The organism is Prevotella sp. khp7 (assembly GCF_900109055.1).
In the GTDB taxonomy this organism is placed as follows: Bacteria; Bacteroidota; Bacteroidia; order Bacteroidales; family Bacteroidaceae; genus Prevotella.
Map to the genome: position 1 here is coordinate 135626 of NZ_FOIV01000004.1, position 19631 is coordinate 155256.

The 19631-nt window shown below is 42.3% G+C and carries 18 protein-coding genes; 8 read left to right on the plus strand and 10 right to left on the minus strand.

Annotation, left to right across the window (positions count from 1 at the left end):
• The first annotated feature begins 19 nt into the window (after positions 1 to 19).
• The 8 genes from BMX82_RS10920 to BMX82_RS10960 all read left to right on the plus strand — a co-directional run bounded on the left by BMX82_RS10920 (position 20) and on the right by BMX82_RS10960 (position 6001).
• On the plus strand, positions 20 to 1168 hold the full coding sequence (locus tag BMX82_RS10920; RefSeq protein WP_091768886.1) for an AAA family ATPase: 1149 nt from the start codon (positions 20 to 22) through the stop codon (positions 1166 to 1168).
• Positions 1169 to 1394: 226 nt separating this feature from the next.
• Positions 1395 to 1979: a DUF6371 domain-containing protein gene (locus BMX82_RS13245; RefSeq protein WP_255396613.1), complete on the plus strand. Its 585-nt coding sequence runs from the start codon at positions 1395 to 1397 to the stop codon at positions 1977 to 1979.
• Positions 1980 to 2008: 29 nt separating this feature from the next.
• Complete coding sequence (locus BMX82_RS10935; RefSeq protein WP_091768895.1) at positions 2009 to 2338, plus strand: hypothetical protein; 330 nt, start codon at positions 2009 to 2011, stop codon at positions 2336 to 2338.
• A gap of 327 nt (positions 2339 to 2665) precedes the next feature.
• Entirely contained in the window at positions 2666 to 3148 is a 483-nt protein-coding gene (locus tag BMX82_RS10940) for an HU family DNA-binding protein (protein WP_036909566.1), read from the plus strand.
• A gap of 353 nt (positions 3149 to 3501) precedes the next feature.
• Positions 3502 to 3777: a hypothetical protein gene (locus BMX82_RS10945; protein WP_091768898.1), complete on the plus strand. Its 276-nt coding sequence runs from the start codon at positions 3502 to 3504 to the stop codon at positions 3775 to 3777.
• Positions 3771 to 4289, plus strand: coding sequence for an N-acetylmuramoyl-L-alanine amidase (locus tag BMX82_RS10950; RefSeq protein WP_255396605.1), 519 nt, complete (start codon positions 3771 to 3773; stop codon positions 4287 to 4289). The genes BMX82_RS10945 and BMX82_RS10950 overlap by 7 nt, the downstream gene beginning before the upstream one ends.
• Before the next feature lie 301 nt (positions 4290 to 4590).
• On the plus strand, positions 4591 to 4902 hold the full coding sequence (locus BMX82_RS10955; protein WP_091768904.1) for a hypothetical protein: 312 nt from the start codon (positions 4591 to 4593) through the stop codon (positions 4900 to 4902).
• Positions 4889 to 6001 (plus strand): HigA family addiction module antitoxin, encoded by a 1113-nt coding sequence (locus tag BMX82_RS10960; protein ID WP_091768907.1) that lies wholly within the window; start codon positions 4889 to 4891, stop codon positions 5999 to 6001. Before BMX82_RS10955 ends, BMX82_RS10960 begins: the two co-directional genes overlap by 14 nt.
• A gap of 250 nt (positions 6002 to 6251) precedes the next feature.
• Here the strand turns inward: BMX82_RS10960 and BMX82_RS10965 are convergent, their stop codons facing one another.
• From BMX82_RS10965 to BMX82_RS11015, 10 genes are all read right to left on the minus strand, one after another.
• The gene (locus tag BMX82_RS10965; RefSeq protein ID WP_143058361.1) at positions 6252 to 7295 is read right to left on the minus strand and encodes a hypothetical protein; all 1044 of its coding nucleotides are present in this window, start codon (positions 7293 to 7295) and stop codon (positions 6252 to 6254) included.
• Between the two features lie 30 nt (positions 7296 to 7325).
• Positions 7326 to 9623 (minus strand): hypothetical protein, encoded by a 2298-nt coding sequence (locus BMX82_RS10970; RefSeq protein ID WP_091768912.1) that lies wholly within the window; start codon positions 9621 to 9623, stop codon positions 7326 to 7328.
• A 9-nt stretch (positions 9624 to 9632) separates the two neighbouring features.
• Positions 9633 to 10535 carry a DUF2971 domain-containing protein gene (locus BMX82_RS10975; RefSeq protein WP_091768915.1) on the minus strand — a complete coding sequence of 301 codons (903 nt, stop codon included), beginning with the start codon at positions 10533 to 10535 and terminating at the stop codon, positions 9633 to 9635.
• 566 nt (positions 10536 to 11101) lie between these two features.
• Positions 11102 to 11767 carry a hypothetical protein gene (locus BMX82_RS10980; protein WP_143058362.1) on the minus strand — a complete coding sequence of 222 codons (666 nt, stop codon included), beginning with the start codon at positions 11765 to 11767 and terminating at the stop codon, positions 11102 to 11104.
• Positions 11768 to 11939: 172 nt separating this feature from the next.
• Positions 11940 to 12728, minus strand: coding sequence for a toll/interleukin-1 receptor domain-containing protein (locus BMX82_RS10985; RefSeq protein WP_091768921.1), 789 nt, complete (start codon positions 12726 to 12728; stop codon positions 11940 to 11942).
• 460 nt (positions 12729 to 13188) lie between these two features.
• Positions 13189 to 14121 (minus strand): toll/interleukin-1 receptor domain-containing protein, encoded by a 933-nt coding sequence (locus BMX82_RS10990; RefSeq protein ID WP_177172087.1) that lies wholly within the window; start codon positions 14119 to 14121, stop codon positions 13189 to 13191.
• A gap of 95 nt (positions 14122 to 14216) precedes the next feature.
• Complete coding sequence (locus BMX82_RS10995; protein WP_091768926.1) at positions 14217 to 15737, minus strand: RNA-directed DNA polymerase; 1521 nt, start codon at positions 15735 to 15737, stop codon at positions 14217 to 14219.
• A 30-nt stretch (positions 15738 to 15767) separates the two neighbouring features.
• Complete coding sequence (locus BMX82_RS11000; protein ID WP_091768929.1) at positions 15768 to 16691, minus strand: hypothetical protein; 924 nt, start codon at positions 16689 to 16691, stop codon at positions 15768 to 15770.
• Complete coding sequence (locus tag BMX82_RS11005) at positions 16688 to 17587, minus strand: PIN-like domain-containing protein (RefSeq protein WP_091768931.1); 900 nt, start codon at positions 17585 to 17587, stop codon at positions 16688 to 16690. The genes BMX82_RS11000 and BMX82_RS11005 overlap by 4 nt, the downstream gene beginning before the upstream one ends.
• A 780-nt stretch (positions 17588 to 18367) precedes the next feature.
• Positions 18368 to 19426 carry an NAD-dependent epimerase/dehydratase family protein gene (locus tag BMX82_RS11015; RefSeq protein WP_091768937.1) on the minus strand — a complete coding sequence of 353 codons (1059 nt, stop codon included), beginning with the start codon at positions 19424 to 19426 and terminating at the stop codon, positions 18368 to 18370.
• Positions 19427 to 19631 lie beyond the last annotated feature (205 nt).

Consider the following 19631-nt stretch of genomic DNA (forward strand, 5'->3'; position numbering starts at 1 on the left):
CCAGAATCCACCTACTTTCATGAGAGAAACAGATTCACTTGTTTTGGAGGAACTCGCCCATGCCGGCGAGGCCTCGGAGATCACACCCGAGCTCTTGAAGCTCGACAGTTGCCGCATCACCTCTGAGAGCAACCTGCCCACGGAGGAGTTTATGATGAGATTCTTCGGGAGACCCTGTTTTCCGAGGAAAGACCTGACCAGCATCACGGGCCCTGCCAAAGGCGGGAAGACCTTCTTATCCTCGATGCTCATGGCCTGTGGCGCCAACACGGCTGAGGACAACCGGAGGATGCTCGAACTGGAACGTGTCGCAGAGCAGCCGCTCAAAGTGATGTGGTATGACACCGAAGAGAGCAAGCAGACCACCAAGCACATCCTCGCCAACAGGGTCTTCCAGATGGCGAAAGGTCAGGATCTCGACCGGCAGTTCTTCGTGTTCAACGTCAGGGCGTTCACATGGCAGGAGCGTCAGGAGGAGCTGCAGGTGGCCATCAGGACCTACCGCCCCGACATCGTCATCATCGACGGTATTGCCGACCTGCTGCCCGACATCAACGACGGTCCGAAGGCCATCGAGCTGATAGAACATTTATTACAACTGGCTGACGAGTACAACTGTAACATCACCACCATCATCCACCTGAACCGTACTGGTGAGAAAAGCAACCTCAGGGGGTGGCTCGGCACGGTGATACTCCAGAAGTCGTATGAGGTGTTTGTCTGTGAGAAGGTCTTCGGGACCTCGACAATGTCGGTAGAGCTATCGACCTCAAGGAAGACGAGCCTCGACGAGCGGATGTACTACCAGGTGAACGACAAGGGCATCCCCTACGCAGCCAAGAGACCCGACACTCAGCCCAGGAACGAGAGGGGACAGTTTATGGCGAAAAATACGGACAAGACAGAAGCTTTCAACCCCAACTACCTCATCGACAGCCCCCAGTCGGAACAGGGCTGGGAATGGAACCTGACGAAGCTGTTCGCCGATGCCATGGCAGGCAGGTCGGTGATGGGCTACGACGACCTGAAGAACGCCGTGCAACAGCTGAGCAACATCAAGCAGAAACAGTACTACTACAAAGTTTTCGAAGATGCAGAAAGCAAAGGAATCGTCAAGAAGACCTACGACCGCCACCACCGCATCGTCATCATCATGCCCCCGAGATGAGCTACCCCCCTCTATACATGCCCTCCCCTCTATAAGGAGGGAGGGCTATAGTATGAGGGGTGCTCTACGGGGGCTACCGACCTACTCGTTCAAGACCATCCGGGAACAGCTCTACCGCGAGTCGTTTACGCTCTACCATCCCGCCTCTATCGTTCAGAAGAGCCTGTCGGTCAACAGTCAGTTCTGCAAGGCGGTGGTCGGCAACGGCTATCTCTCGTTCCTGCAGATGGTGAACGCCACCTGCCGCTATCTCCTCGGGGCCACGAAGCAGGGCGGCGTCATCTTCTGGCAGATAGACCATGAGGGGAGGGCTCACGACGGTAAGGTGATGTACTACCGCACCGACTGTCATCGGGATAAGGCGCACAACCCCACCTGGGTTCACACCTTCCTGGAACGGAGGTACCGCGACCACAGCAGGCACCAGGGCACACACTGCCTCTTCGGCCTGCATCTGCTAAGGTCGGCGAGTGGCGACGTGGCCATCGTAGAGGCTGAGAAGACGGCAGTCATCCTGTCGGAGCACTATCCGCAGTACATCTGGCTGGCGACAGGCGGACTGGGCGAACTGCAGCCCGACAAGCTGCGCCCGCTCAGAGGGCGTAAGGTCGTGCTCTTCCCCGACACCGACCCCGACGGCAAGACGTTCAGGTCGTGGAGCGACATCGCCAGGGAGGTGATGGACTCGGTGTTCTGGGAGGGCTCGCCGCCCATCCGTGTCAGTCCTATCCTGGAGCAGCATGCCTCCCCGGCCCAGAAGGCGGCGAAGATCGACCTCGCCGACTTCCTGCTGGATGCCAGACTCCCTTGACCTCATGGTATAACTAAAATCTCAGTCTAATGGTTAACTACTACGACAAACATCGCTTCATCAGCAAGAAAGAGCTGGCCCGACTGGCTGGTGTCTCCTCGAGAACCTTCTGCCGTTATCTGGCGTCACGCCGACATATCCTCGACGCCATGGGGGTGCTGCCCAACGCCCGACTGCTGCCGCCCAAGGCGGTGAAATATATCTGCGAGGACTACTGCATCGACCTGCCGCAGGAGCTGCAGGACCAGCAGGTCACCGACAAGTCGCCGCTCTACAGGCATCTGATCCGTGAGCTTCAGATGAACACGTTCTTCGAGGGGAAATGGGTACGGATCACGGAAATTCCACACGATTTCTGACTTTTTTCCACGCTAACGCGCCATAACCCGCCAACGCCCCTCGGGAGCGTCGTACCTTTGCAAACGGAAAGGCGAGCGAGTCGGAAGGAAATGCCTCCCAAGGCAGACGGAGACAGTCTCCACAGGTCACGCGAATAGGATCCACGGGTGACGGAGATAATCTCCATAGGGGTACGGATGACGTCTCCATAGGGGTACAGATGCTATCTCCATGAGGCGCAGAGACTATCCGGATAGCTCACAGACGATATCCCGACGACCTACAGGTGACGTTCCTCTGACGCAGACCTTGACAAAGCTTATGTTTAACTAAATTCATTTTTCATCATGGCACAGAAATTTATCAAAGCCCAAAACAACAACGCACTGAATGCCGCCTACGGCAAGTTCTTCGCAACAGCCGTCTACGACGAGAACTTCATCGAGACCGACGCGATTGCCGACTACATCCAGCAGCAGTGTTCGATCAAGAAGAGTGACATCATGGCCACACTCCTGGAGCTGGGCGACGCCCTGAAGCACTTCTTCGAAATGGGTCAGAAGGTACGCCTGAAGGGCATCGGCATCTTCAAGGTCGGTTTCTCCAGCATCGGCGTCACCAAGGCAGAGGACTGCAGTGCGGCTACCATCACCAACCGCCGCATCCTGTTCCAGCCCGAGACCACCCGAGTCGTCGTCGGTCAGGAGAAGCGTCGTGACGGTTCCGTGAAGCAGAAGTACGTCGTGGCGAAGTATCTCCTCAAAGACGTCGTCTTCGAAGAGACCCACGAGAACACCCTCCACCCCACTCCCTCCCCTGACGGAGAATAAAGTCTAGCAGGGCCAAGCCCTGCACGTCTCAACTTACCCAACCCCTTGTTCATTTTCTTTCGTCACCGAAAGAAAACGGAACCAAAAGAAAGGTGCGAAAACGTCCTGAGCTCAGAGGCCGGTTGTCCGATTTTCGTAATCATTCGATGAACTCGCTTCGCTCAAACAGCATCTCATGTCGATTTACTTTCATTGCTTCGCAATTCAAGAATCGAAGAAGATTCCGAAAATAGTACAACCTCTAAAGACCTCTTCGTGCGGAATGTTTTCGAGGATTCATCCGAGGCAACGACAAGCGTTTAGCGTAGTCGGCTAAAGGCACGCCAGACCTTTGATGGTCTGAGCGTACATTAATGAAAGAGCGACAGGAGGAGCGGTTAAGTCTCTTGCCAAAGATTGGCGAGAGATTTAGAGAGTGGTTTGAAGCCCTCTCTTACGGTAAGAGAGGGTTGGGTAAGATGAGAACTGCAGGGTTTCACCCTGCCAAAGAAAAAAAATTAATCCTAAAAAAAGTTTTTATGAAGATTTTTAAGAAAAATATTCCCGCCGATAAAATCGGCAATTTTATACTAACAGTAATAACAGCTTTTGTCTCAACCTTCTTTATGCAAAGCTGCGGCCTATGCTAAAGAAGCTAAACCGCCAGGACGTTAAGCTCCTGATAGTACACTGCAGTGCCACGCGCTGCGACAGACCCTTCACCACAGAATCGCTGATAGCAACAGGCAAAGCTCGGTTCGGCCAACCCTCCTACCATTACTATATCAGAATGGACGGAGACATTGTGCCGACGCTCCCCGAGAACATCCGCGGGGCACATGCCCGAAACTACAACCGCTATGCCATCGGCATCTGCTATGAGGGCGGTCTCGACGCCGACGGCCAACCCGCCGACACCCGCACCGAGGCACAGAAGGAAGCCATGTTCAACCTCTTGAGCGACCTCCGTGTGGAATACCCCGACGCCCACATCATCGGCCACTGCGAACTCCCCAACCAGCGCGTACCCATAGACCTCGTTCTAGACGCACTGACTCACGACGACAGTCCACTCCGTCAACTCCCCCGCGTTGCCAAGGCCTGTCCCTGCTTCCTTCCCAGCACCTACTACGCCTCCCTCCAACCCCGGAGTACCCATTGAGTTCCCACTAAGTTCCCATTGAGTCCCCCTAAAACCAATCATCCCCCAGCCTTTATCACAGCCGGGGGATTTTCCCGTATGCCGCGACACCGTCACTGCCATCTCGACACAAATAGACCAACTTTATTCCAATCTTGTCAAATCCTTATACTACTTTTTAAGAATTCCTACGTCAAACGTCACATTTTCATCTAAATCCGTCCCTTAAACAGTTAAATAAACTTATATCTTGATCAAAAATAGCACAAAATTATCATTTTTGATAATTATTATATACCTTTGCACCACAAAACCCTCAAATATGGAACTCGAATATAACGATGAAGAAATCGAATCTCTCGTGGATCATAAGTACATAGGAAAGTATAAAACCTATAAAAGTAACGCCAAACTAATTCGGAATTTAGACAAAGTGATAAGGTATATCAAGCAGGCTACTGACATTAATGCTGTAGCCGCGATTACCAGCCTAGCATATGAATCATTAACAAACTCCCCCTATTCTTCCGTAAGAGTTGGCTACGACACGAAGTACCGTTTAATCTTCGAAGAGAATGATGATAAAATAACATTAGTATTAATTGAATTAAGTGAGCATTATGGCGACCATTAACAAGAAGTTTGTACCCATCGAAGCTATTCATCCTACAGAGCTTATAAAGGATGAACTCAAAGCTCGTGGCATGCAAAGAAAAGAACTTGCTGAGCGCCTTGGCATGAAAGCACCAAATCTCAGTAGATTTTTCAGTGCAAAAGAGAGTATCACTCCTTCAATGGCATTGAAATTAGAAGAAGCATTCGGAATATCAGCAGACTATTGGATGGGTTTGCAATTAAGCTATGAGAGAGACCTGGATGAAATTCAGCAAAGAAACAAAGAGGAAGAATATGCCGCTCAGGTAGAAAAGGCGTTGGCAGCCACATTAAACCTTCCTATATTATTTAAGAAGCTTGCACTTGACGGATACCAATTCTTCAAGGACAGACTAACTGCTTTATATGAATCTTTCCAGGTGAATAATATGGAGGAGTTGTTATCTCTTTCCACCGCACAAGGATGCTTCAAAAAAAGCGAAAAACTAGATACCGAGGGAAAAAACCTTAGTACATGGATTCTATTAGCGCGCTATTCATGTACCAACAACAATTTCAAAGTAGCAGAATATCAAAAAGGCAATGAAATTGAGGCAGCAAAGGAAATCGCCAATATGGCAAATGCTCAGGCTATCACTGAAAGTGCCATCAAAGAAGCCCTTGCTAAGTATGGTATTGGCTATTGCATAGTAGAAAAGTTTGAGAAGACGCCCGTAGATGCCTATTCCTCAATTATCAAAGGGCATCCCTATATTGTTGTTAGTCACAGAAGAAACAATATGGATATGCTCGTATTCGATGTCCTCCACGAGTGCGGTCATATCAACAAACATCTCACTGATGGGACATCATTTGTGTCTTACAATCAAAATCTGGATGAAGCCCGTGGTATTGAGCAAGAAGCAAACGATTTTGCAAAGGACATGCTTATACCACCAGCAGTATGGGCCAATATCACCAAAGGAAAGAGTAATTCCTTAAATGTATACAGCCTTATCAAAACCGTAGCAAACAACGCTAAGCAAAACGGAATAAGTCCAACGATTGCCATGTGGCGGTTTAAATACGAAACTGGAGTGTATAAGATTCCTGGTTACAAAAGCCAACCAATCATATAAAACAATCTGCCCCTGCAACCACCTCTTGGAAGTTGCAGGGGCAAATATTATAGAGCTAAACAACATATTTACAATGTAAGTTTCTCCCTATCGCATGCCTTTTTAATCTGCTCCCTTGCATATTTTGTCATAGATAGCAAAGCCTCTGTTCGTATATAATCTTGGCGTTTATCTGCCAATTTTAATTCCAACTCTTTAATTTCTGCTTTATGATTTTCAAATCAATAATATGCTTTTGATGCTACATTTATTATTTATTAAACAAATTTACCCAGCGGTGTTTCTTTTCAACTTGTGAAATATTAGCCCCTAAAACATTGGTGGCTAACAAGCCCATTCCACCGATAGCAGACAATGTCCCGTTTCCAAAGAAGCCCCCCATTGCCAAACCTGCAGAAATTGTCATCACAATATTCTTCCATCGTTCTATATTCTTATATGTAGTATTCAACTTACGCTGCACTTTCACCTTTTCTACATTGATTTCATGAAGCAAGTCTTTCGGATCTATTTCATACTCCTCTTTAAACCGATCTGAGCAAATCCTATCCATCAAAAGGCATAACTGCTTTATCTCATCACGCTCCCTATATTCAAGTAGATTAAATACCTGTTTTTCAATAACAGATAGGTATTCATCTTTACATTTCCTCTCATTCACGCACAGATTGCACTTATTGGCAGAATCTGCTAAATAATGATGCCATAACTCAAATGATGGTAACGTTATGCTAAGCACTTCGTTTATAGCAGTATTAGAGGATGCAATTCTTACTTGTTTGTCCATTTTCAATGGCAATACCTTTTTCAAAAAAGCCATCTCACTCTGGTCAAGCATAAAACATGCATTATTGTTACGTGATAAATATAATGCAGCATACAGAGTCCAGAGGGCGGGAGGGCAATAACAATATTTACCAATTTTCATACGACTCCCCTGTTCCTTTACCGAGTCGCCAAGCAGTTCTATATCATCCAGTATCTTATTGTACAAGTTATCACCTTCTTCTTGTGTAATGCTTTTATCACTGATAACCTTAACTATTCCCACATCATTGAGTATGCTATAAATAAGCCTGACTGTTTTCGAAAATGAATCTTGCTTCGATTTTTCAACAAACCCCAGAGCGTCTGTTCCCGTTATTATACTCCACATGCTCTCAGTAACAATGACATTATCCACCCACAAGAAATTAGTTGGATTCGAGAAAATCCAATTAAAATCCATATTGGTACAACTGCAATGTTGCGTTGGAATACCAAGAGCCAATCCACTTTGAAGAATATTTTTCATCTTATGTTCAACTACTCCATAAACACCTGCTTAGAGCAACGACTGATTAACACCATTTCCTGAATGAGTATATTTTTTCAGAGAGTCTCCGAAAACTTTCACGAAGTCATCGTATTTCTGATGTTTTGTAATCGATTGGAATGATTCATCAAAGACATAAGCAACAGTCTCGCGATTGTTCTTGTCTACGAGGAAATCCGTCAGATTTCTCTCCGTACAGTTCCACTCCTTCAGCTTTAGTTTAATGCTATCAAACACCATCTCCAAGGGCAGCTTCTCGTTAATCATCTCATCACCTGTCTCAGATTCTTTTTGACTGAGATAGTTAGCTTGTAAATCAACCAACAAGTTAACCAGTTCTATGCTTTCATCATCCTTGTAACTATATAAAGGCAAAAGGACATGGTCAAACAAACGGCTAATTTTCTGCCTGAGTTTAAACTGGCTGTCAGCATAAAAGAACACGTCATGAGTTATGCATTTTGAATCTATCTTAAAGTGTGACAAAGCAAACCTATTTGCCATCCTTGCTGGGTTATATATATTGAAGCCATGAATATTTGTTGATTCGTTTATAACCCAATCACGCATAGTTGTGAAAGACCTATCCCAGGATGCATAATAAAATTCACGCTCTTTCCCATCAACAACTACCGGCTGGGTCATAATATGGAGTAATTGTGATGTATCTGCTTTCAACGCAGGACCAGACTTCTGATATGGCATCTCACTATTACGAATATCCCATTCCTTTAAAGTTGGATCATATAAATGATGATCAAAATGCTCTGTATTTTTCAACTCAACACCCAACCACTTCAACTGTTTTTGAATAACATTCTTCGTATCCTTGATAAATGTAGGACTTTCTGCATTAATATTAGTAAAACCCAGTTCTCTTACGAATTGTTCAAAAGATTTTCTTTTCCCACCTTCTTCCATACAACCCGCATCCCGCAAGAAAGAGAAGAAGTTATAAAAAACATTTGTAGTCTGAAATGGAATCTTGAGCTTTACATTTAAACGACTATTAAACCACGAAGCTCTCAATGCTTTCTGTAGTTCACCTGCAACTTCACCAAGATAAGCCTCGAATAAAAGCAGCTTTATATCGCGATTCTTGTTTTTAGCAAGATTCATCAGATTAACTGTCGAACGATAAGAATGATCATCCCAGTATGGCCAGTCCTTATTTTTAGAAACCAACAGACAATAATAAAAAATAAATACGCGTGTATCAATATACACCAATTTCTTCTTGGAGTTTATAAACTGCTCCAACTTTGATGAACGATAAAGGCTAAGAAACATTTCACTAGCTCCAATCTTTTCTAAAAAAGGATTATTCATGCATATATCCTTTAGTTCTGCAATAAATCTCTCGGCAGTAGTTTCGTCTCGAATATAATCTTTGATTTTAGTTCGAAAATCTTGAAATACCTGATTCTTTTTCTTAAGTTCATTTGTGTTGCCACTCATACCTGATGCATCAATATCCACACCGCAACTCTCGACATAAAGTGTCTTCAACAATTCAAAAAGCCTTTCTCCTTCAGGTATATGATATCGTGATAATAAAGCAAAGAACTCTTGGCAAAATGCCATCTCTTCCCGTTTCGATTCCTGCTTCATTTTGGAAAATGTGGTCAGCTCATCTTTAGTTAATGTCAACAATTCTTTATTAGTATTGCCACGTTCAATACGCTTTTTCCTAATTAGGAAATTTACTTCCTGTTCAATGCTTCCTATCTCGTGCTGGAGCCGCTCTTCGGCAGCCTCTCTTAATTGTTTTGTCGTTAAAGCCCCATGTTCGTTCAAAAGAAATACAATTACAGAACACAAAAGATTACTCTTTATCTCCGAAACATTGCTTCCTTCTGCTAATAGAGTATATAGCATTTTGCTTGTTTCATCAATACCTGTAATTTTGTTCTTACCATTTTTAAGAAGAGTAGTAAACTCATCGAATTTGGACAGAGATGTTCCATCGAACACCTCCATCTCAACATTATATACTGTTCTCATCATGGTCTTCAATTCTTCTGCCTGTTGGAGTGTAATTACAGACGCGCAATAGACTTCGATTCTCGCAGGTAGAGACTCATCCATCAAAATTGCTTTTCCTATTTTGGGTAACAAGAGTTGAAGGTGCATCCTAGGGAAGTTATGAACCGTTGGCAGCACAAACACCTGGCTACGATGCCTACTAAAAAGCATCATACCCTTTAAATCTTCACTCTTTGTTTCTGGCATAGCCAGTTTCTTCGCCTGTCTATGCTCAAGGAAAGCCTCTATAGCCTTTTTGAAATCACTTATTGATATTTCCATAACTAAACTTCAACCAATACGTTCAGCTGTTAAACTACAAATGTCGTTAGAATCTATATGCATCTGGTACAATTCCACAGATTTTCTTCTTAAAGCCAATTGCATATCATGCCTGTCCTTATCAGAACATTTAACTCCAAGATAAATTGCTTTAAGAGGAGGGGCATCCTGCTCCCGAAACTCATTTATTCCGTCTGGGTCATAGTCTATTACACGAACTTCTTTCTCATATTCCCAAATGGCATTTTTCCATAACAATGCATCTTCTACAGCAAGGTTTTTACTAATATCAATATTTTTCTCATAATGAAGTATCGCCATTCGGGTGAATGTTTTTTTCATTTCATCACACTTTACAAATTTATCATCGAGTTCATACTTTGCGCAAAAACCTTTATGATAATTTGCGTAATGCGCCCACATTAAAGAATTAACGTCACTTATATTTTGCCTCTTCACGCCCAAAGAACCATCCTTTTTAATTAACGGAGTTGACCTGACGAAGCAGCGCATTCTAAGCTGATGCGCAGCTCTTAGAAGCATACAATACTGAGATGATTTTGCTATATCCTTTTCTATTTTAATCTTCCTTTGCAAATATGCGAACAGCACAGTATCAAGAGGATCATTAAATTTCTCAGGGTGACTCAGGCTCAATTTATCATTTTCTATATCTTTAAGAGAATAGGATGAAAAATCACGGAAGCTAAAAAACTGAAAGCCTTCAAAAGTACGCATATCCCCAACAAAAGCTCTATATGCATACTCCGTCATTTTGTCCTCAGCGTCCTTATCATTCCCACTCTTTATGAGATTAAGAGCCCATTGTTGAAGGTGAGCAAGCATCTCTTTTGAGATATGCCCAACAGTCAACAACTTATCATATTTTTCCTTATATTCAGCCTCTGTCATATTATAAAATGTCTATCATTGTAACTATCAATTCTTATAACTCGCTGTGCTCACATAAGTGATTGCTCGGCGACAATAGAAAACGTTTGCCACTGCTGGGACGCAATAAAAGTAGAACGTTGATATTCAGGTTTTGTCCCCGCAAGAATGGCTAAGTAATGATATCAAATTCATCTTTCACACAATATATGTCTGTTCAAGTTACTCGCTACAAAAGATAGATAAGAATAGCTTTCTCACCTTCGTCACAAATCTGCCCCCAGACATATCTTCATTACTTCCTTCGCACATTTAGTTTTTCTCAACAATACGACCCATAAATATCTATGAATCAGTGTGTTTTAGAGATTTGAATTCTAATTATCCTTTGTGCCTAGGGTTATTTTAGATGTCGACATCCCTTTCTGTTGGCAAATATAGCAATTTATTTGTTCACTTCCAAACAAAAAGAAGAAAAAAACAAATAATGATTACATATCTCGAATATATAAACAAAAAACTGCTAACCAAGTGCTTATACTTAGTTAGCGGTTGTAGGACTTATATACATTTTCCATTACTTTGTTTTAGCTTTGTCTTGACGAAGGAGTTCTCATACTTCCAGGAATAGCCCCATCAATAATGGTAAACTTATAAAAGAAGTCCAAAAGCTGGTTCATAATTTTCCTGTTTGGAATCTTCATCAATGCGTCAATAAACACATTCTTTTCATCAATGTTAACAAAACGCCAATTTTCCGGAGGCAATTCTTTTGATATTATCACTAATCTCTCTACGACCTCGTTATAATTCTCACACACCTCCTGATCCTTCAAATTACCCCGTTGCAATGCACGTAGGGCATTAATATATGCGCGCATAGCATCATCGAATTCCTTTTTATCCTCGAACGTCCACCCTAATTGCATTAAGACCGTCCCTATTGCTTCACAACGGCTCTTCTCCAATGAAGTTTTATTCGCCTCAAGAATATCTTGTTTGGCTTTGTCTATCTCTTCCCGGCTCCTTTGCTCAATTGTTTCAAACTTATTTTCAAACTGGAAAATATTCCAGATTTGCATTCCTATCAAAATTGTCACAGTTAACGACAGAACAGACATTAGTAGACTGGTTTCGTCAGGCAAAAAGCATTGGTGAGAACACAATGCAAGGATAACACATGACATCAAAGCCAATAAACTTAATATGATAGCAATAATGCTTAATACGTTGTTCGCTTTTCTTTTACTCATATATAATGTAGTTTATTTGTTATACAATTAATTGATGTAGAATTACTTATACGTCTTGCAACGTATTTCGGAAATAGGAAAATCCGCTCGTTTGCCTATGCTAGAACTCTATATTTTGTGCTACGCTCGGCCCTACCACATCACTCGTCAAAGAATTGACAGTTTACTGCTATCACCGTTTAATCAAGAAAGGAATGGATTTCCAGTTATTCTTTGCTTCTTCATGCCATACAGACGAAATCCTTATATCATTCTCAGTTAATGCTTTAAAATGAGCTATAAAAGGGAATCCTGGCGTTATAAGGTCAGGCGGAGCCAGGAAAATAGCATTTTCATGAGCCTTACCATTATCTTTAACAAGAAGGCCCTTATTAAAACTGCTAGTATACATATTACACCCTATACACTCAAAGGATATTTCATTTTCCGCATTAGGAGTGGCGAACAGGAAATGAGGTATAGGTTCCATGTAATAATTTGCCGACACCTCTACTTCTATATCTCTGCCCACAAAGGATGTGGTTCTTGCTTCAAGATTTGAAACGCTAGTAAATTGTGGCCTATACGTATTTGAACCTGTTGCAATATCTACTATTTGCCTCAATGCTACGTCAAAGCCATTAGTATAAAGGTCAATATATAACGATTGGGACAATATAGGCGGAATCTGACAGTTATCAATTCTAACGGGAATCAGTTTGGCTTTCCCATTTGAGGCCTTCATGACAGCATTTTGCCATTCCAGTTTTACCATGTAACTACTTAAGCTATTATTGGATACAAAAAAATAGAAGATTGTGCAGTTCGCCAACCCCTCGTTCATCCTATCTATAATACCATCACCAGGCTGGATAGACCAAGAGTCATAAAAAACATTCTCCTGTCCAAATATACCTCGTAGCCTGATAGCAATAGGCTCAACTATTATTTTGTCTTTTGAATTATGAGATAAAAAAATCATACTAAACGTTTTTATTTTGTCGAATGCAAATGTACACTATTTTTCTTTATCATCCAAATAATTTGAATATTTTTAATTATATTTGGTCGGCGTTTTTATATCAACTCAGATTTTATTATCAACAACATCAATAGACTATTTTATCTGTCATAATTTGAACAATCCCTGTTGATCCGCAATATTTGGTACAAAAAACGCTCTTGAAAAGAGTAGTCTTTTCAAGAGCGTCTCGCTTTGGATATTGGTAACTGACTCGTTAATGTCCCAGCATTCTTCCTCTTGCATCATCGCTTGGAAATTAAAAAAACTCCTTTATATTCTTTACATCAGTCTTTGGAAACACTTAGCCGTTTTATAATACCCTTTACACCCTTTCCCATTTGAATTATAATACTCACCGCCACATTAACGCCGCCAGGCTCTATTATGAACGAGCCAGTGCATTTTTATCCCGCAGCCGTTAGAACGGTAAATCTATATCATCGCCCTGATTATTGGAAGGAATCACTATCTGCAATTCGTTCAACCCATATTTCTGGAACAAAGGATTAACCGCTTCCAACACATTCTCCTTCATAATCGTCAGATTGCTTGCAAAATTATCATGCAACAAACTGACATATTGTTTATCCATGTATACTGCCTCAGACAATACTTGTATGAACTTTAGAGCAGTAGTTTCAGACGAAGCATTCAGAACCAAGTTCACAAGTTTTGTAAAATATTCGTCTCTCGTAAACTCGTTTACACAAATAGCCTTTGTCAATTCCTGCGCCATATCATTAGCATTTCTTTGGTTTGGCAATGCTTGGTATTTACCAAAAAAACCATATGGATTCCTACCCTTCTTGATAGGGAACACCATCTTTTTTCTTCCTAATGCAATGCCAACTTCTTGGTCACACCAATTACTATTTTTAAAAGCAGGAGCAACAATTGCGCACAAAGCATCAAGCGAAAATAAAGCTGCCTCGATTTCCTGTTCCCATTCTTTGGATGGTGTAATATCCTCATGTGCCACGAAACCATCTATTCCGAAGTTCTGTAAACACTCTTTCAGGTTTGAAGCTGATTCCTTGTGTTCAGACAGATGGCTGATAAAAAGGCGAAAATAACCCGGCTTCCACATCCTGTCGTTATAGTTATTGCCAAGTTGCGTCACATCTGCAGTTGTTGGCCTAATTATCACACTAGCAATTTGCAGAGATTCACCTTCACCTCGCATGGCATCCGCATAGCATTTGTATAACTCTGCTTCTGCCTGCTCTATAGCATTCCTCCTTTTTAACGACTTAAACAGGTCTGTTGGAATTTTCAATACTATATTGTATGTATCAATCCCACCATTCCAATTATCATGGCTTAGCCATACTTCATCAATGTTTGCATCCACGAGGTATTTTGACAACTCTGTATCAAAGTCCTCAAACAAGGTTCTCACCGTAAGTATATAGGAAGAAAAGTAACCCATTATATTCTAACAATTTATCACATCGTTGCCTTGATGAAACTCACTTTGGCCTTTTTCATTGCCTTCCAATCCCCGGGAAGATTAGCCATCGCCACAACCTCATAACAGAACAGCCAGTATCTATCCATATCCGAATCCTTTAAACGCATAGCCTCTCTCCTTAGAGGTTTCAAGTCTGTGGCTGATTTATTTCCATGATTAACTTTCAAGTAATAAAGCCATGTCATCAGTAGCAGGACGCAATCACCACGTTCAATGGCCCAATTTATATCAAGTTCTTTTAAAGCAAAGTCATGTTTCAGGCTATAATAAATTGCATAGCTGATTGCCTCATAATTATGAGTCGATTTGGAGTCTGCATAAAGAGCATCAGCATAGTCTTTAATCAAATCCTTCTTAACACCCATTGGGCTGAAAACACTATCCTCCATCATTTGTACAAGATAAGGATAAACAACAGACATATGCATAATGCGCTGTGCAGCCAGTTTTTTGGCACTCATTGTCATATTACGACCAGAAAGAGCTTTTATAGCATATTTCAAGACAGCAGAGTTTCCTGTACTATTGGCTAAGCCAAGAGCCAAATCGAGGTAAGCATTAACTTCTTTATATGTGATTTGCTCTTTGTTAATTGAGAGAAATCCGTTTAATTTGTGAATCCACTTTTCCGCAATAGCAACAGGCAATGCCATTATCGCCGTCTTCTTGTGATTAAGCGGTAAGTCATATTCTCTAAGGGTTTCCTCTAAATCGCTAAGAAACCTTTGTGCGGCTTCATAACTATCAACATAACATTCAAAGTCATCAATATTACGGATATAACGATAGCCTTTATCATAGAGTTTTTTATCTACTTTTGTCAGTATAACTTCAGACAAGAGATTTGATGCATAAGGCCCTATCAGAAGACCATGAGTTTCACCATTCTTTAAAGTCGAGCAGGCGGTATCGATTTTATTATACCATAGCCCATTATTTGTACGGTTTTTTTTTGCTGTCTCTTTGCCTACTAAAGCCCAAGGTAATGAATGAGAGTAAATACTCGGAAAGCAAGTGGAAATATCAGCCTTGACTATAAACTTACTGGCACCATTAATCTTTGAAATCAACAATTCAGTTTCCGGGTTTCCATCTATGCGCCAGTTTCTATAGTTCATTTCAAAGATTTCTTTTTTTCCAAAAAGCTTTCTGAGATGAATACGGCTTACCCTGTAATATTGATTATCTGTTTGAGCATGAAAGTGAGTTTTCAAGTCTGCCCAATAATCTCGCAAAGTAGCACAAAGGCGTTGATAGTTCATAGGGGTAGGAATACCAAATAATCTTGGGATATTGATATTCCTCATAGAACTGTAACTTACGAAATCATGCCATTTATCAGGAAATGCAGGATGTTTTGCCTGACAGTAGTTAAAGAATGGCTCTGATGTAAAAACAGGAGGAAGTTTGTTGGCAAACATACCATAGCCAAGAAGTCCCTCATAGAGCTCATCAGCTGTAATCTCTTCCAAAAAATCGCAATATTTCTTTTCCATCCTATTATCTAATAGATTACCTACAATTCCCTACAATGAACATTTACCTCCATCGTCTGGCATTGCCGTCAACATTGCCATATAGTTTTCCAATGTAAAGCGTCTGTAAAACTTTACAAACCCCAAAAAGCAGATATAAGACAGCGTAAAGAACAAGAATAAAGTAAACAACAAATCCCTATCAAAGGACTCTGAACAATCAATCGTAGTCAGTGCATATGCGCCAAAGGCGAAAAAGGTTAGGCAAAACACAAACGAAATACTCCTAAGAAAACCATAAAGGGCAATGTAGTTGTCTGTCTTGCGCTGTGAATTTGGAATATTCAAATATACATAGTGCATCACAATCCTGTGATAATCGCACTCTTGATTCACATCAGGATGATTAATACCAAGCCTGTTTGCCAGCCTGAACTCCTTAACCTTGAGTGTATTTTTCAGATATTCGTCCAACGGTCTTACAATCCAGCCATTGATATCAAAGAAATAGGCGAAAGTAAATGTGGAGAAGGTTATCGGGAATAGCAATAAGGCCATAAACACTTTCATAATAACACGAAGTGATGTTTTAATAATAGCCCATGTTTTTTGGGAAGATTTAGCTTCCGAAGCAAAAAATGCCTTCAACATCCTCCCCCAGTTCCTGCCCCGTTCTCTCTCCAGTAGATATTCCGATGGATAACCAAACACTTTACGTGCAAACAGTTCAATAGTAACCGAAGATAAGTAGGACATAATATGCCCCAAGATATAAGCAATAACAATTATAATAACAGACTTCTCCAGGTTAAATCCCATCTGAGAATCTTTTACCAGATTCCGAAGATTCTCAAAATTAGAGATTTCGCTCATATCCAGTCCCATTCTGAAACAATATGCTATCATGATATAGCACATCATCCCTGGGAAAAGATAACCCATAAAGTCATATATCGAGAACGGATTCTTATTCATAGCGCAGTTGCAATATTATCCTCCAAATCGGTTTGTTGGTTAAATGTAAAATTTGGTTTATTTTTCAGCTGAGCCAAAAGATTATTGACATCAGACGTTTTTTGGGGTGTCAACTTGTCAATCAATTCATGCGCCGTGATAATATAGATATTCTGCTTAGTATCCTCAATAAACTCATTGATAAGGTTCTGATGTGGTCTTACCATAGCGTCATTATAGATAAAGAACCAATTGGGCGTAATTCTGTTCAGTACAAGAACAATAGGTTTTTTCGATTCTTTGGCATATCGTTCTATCTGCTTCCACACAATCAAGCGGTGGTGCCTGATACGAGTATTTTTACTTCTAGAAAAGTCAATACTTGGATGTCTGCGCTGCTTATGCCTCTCCTCACTTTCTTGGTATAATTGCTCCAGTTGATTCTGTTCGTAGGGTTCTCCTATTCTGCCTTGAAATAATTCATCAATACGACTTCGTAATGTCGAATTATTCAGGTGACCTAGCAAGAAACTTCTATCTTCATCAAGAGCATCTTTAATCTTATTTATCATTTCATAGAAGTCAACTTTCAACGTATCATGGATATAAGGATGTTGACCATTATCCGAGAAACTATCCTTCAACCTATTGAGAGCAGTTGCAGCACTATCAACGTTCTTTACTTGCTCATCTACAACAATAGCTAGTCGCTCATGATAGAGCCAAGCCGTATCGTAAGGCAGCCAAAGACGCTCCTTCTCTATTTTCTCGTTAACAATATCAAGAAAGACATTGCCGTAGCTTATCTTTAGAAGGTCAAGCAAAACTGAAGCACCAAATACAATAGTAGATTTGTCTATCAGATCCTTTTGTTCTTGCTCTGTATAGGTATAAAAACCGGGAAAATGCTGTTTCATTACTTCACGATATTTTCTTTCACCCACTGATTGTCAGCTATCATTCTATTCCATGCAGCCGACTTTCCACTGAGCACAACTATCAGTCTATCATTTCTATCCATATATTGCATAAGATAATCCCTTATCTGCACATGATCCAAATTGCTAACTATGGCCCATGTCGATTCTGTAAGCTTTCCCCACCTTTCAAAGCTTTTTAGTGCTTGATAGAGTGAGTCGTAATTTCTGCCCGGCATACAGAGATCATAACTTACAATATAACAATGTGATTCGTTCATTTTTTATTATGTAGTAAAACTGTTTAAAATGTTAGGGGGTATCGTTTATCCCCTACTGTATAAAATGTAATATGTCAATTCGTCGACGAGCGAAGCGGAGGAGACGAGCGCGACCATCAGTCCGCGAGGCCACCTGCATAAAGTTCTCCATCTGTCCGTCCACCACAATCATAATTATATGCGCCGTCAGCCGTATGGTCCATCATATACCTCATCGGCAAAAAATTCTCAATTCCCAGTCTGTCCAGTTCCGCCTTCATCTTCTACTGATACGTCACCCTCATCGGGAACCACTCCACGGGGTCACCCTGTTGTTTAAAAAAAACGGGGAGGATAATGGTTAGTATATTTATGGTTGGTCGACATTGTCATTGATGATTGGTATCCGAATGCATCTAGATTAGTCCAAACCGCTGGCAAAGGTAATGTAATTTTTTGTAACGGCAAAATTTTAAACAAAAAAAATCGCTCGGTGATTAAACCGAGCGGGGGTATGGGGTTAGGAATAGAAGGCTTTGTACCATTCGGCGAAGTGGCGGAGGCCGGTGCGCAGGGGGGTGCTGGGCTTGAAGGCGAAGTCGCGTTCAAGGGCGGTGGTGTCGGCATAGGTGGTGGGAACGTCGCCGGGCTGCATGGGGACGAGCTGTTTGTGGGCCTCGAAGTCGTAATCCTCGGGGAGCACCTTGGCGCGGATCAGTTCCTGCTGGAGGATGTCAACAAAGTCCAGCAGGTTCTCGGGCTGGTTGTTGCCGATGTTATACACAGCATAGGGCGGCAGGGGGAGTCCGTCGTCGCCATTCTGTTTTGACGGTGCTCCCTGCATGACACGTACCACGCCCTCGACGATGTCGTCGACATAGGTAAAGTCGCGCATGCAGTTGCCGAAGTTGAATATCTGGATGGTCTCGCCACGACGGAGCTTGTCGGTGAAGCCGAAGTAAGCCATGTCGGGGCGGCCTGCGGGGCCATAGACCGTGAAGAAGCGCAAGCCCGTGGAGGGGATGTTGTAGAGCTTCGAATAGGCATGGGCCATCAGTTCGTTGCTTTTCTTGGTGGCAGCATAGAGCGACACGGGGTTATCCACCTTGTCTTCGGTAGCGTATGGCACTTTCTTGTTCGTACCGTAAACGCTCGACGACGAGGCATATACCAGGTGTTCGACAGGCCAGTTGCGACAAGCCTCGAGGATGTTATAGAAGCCTATCAGGTTGCTCTGGATATAGGCATCGGGATTGGTGATCGAGTATCTGACACCCGCCTGTGCGGCGAGGTTCACCACCACGGCAGGCTTATACTGTTCGAAGAGGCCGTCTATCGTCGTCTTGTCGGCTATATCTCCCTTGACGAAGTGGTAGTCCGTGCCCTCCGGCACCAGGCCGTCGAGCTCATCCAGGCGCCACTGCTTCAGTGCCACATCGTAGTAACTGTTCATATTATCGATATTGACAATCGTAGCCCCCTGCACGTCTTTGAACAGGCGCTTGATGAGGTTAGAGCCGATGAAGCCAGCTCCACCGGTTACCAATATCGTCTTTCCATTCAGGTTGATTCTATCCATATGATTCAAATTGTCTGCAAAAGTAGCACAAATCGCGTAAAATACAAAATAATATTTGGATATTTTAAAAAAATACGCTATCTTTGCACAAGAATATACAAAACATGAAAGAAGTCAACCAAGACTGGCCATGCGAATCTTGAGAAGAAAAAGGCAGCTCCTCGAATATATACGCTTCTTAGAGCATAGAGCATATTCCTTCTGC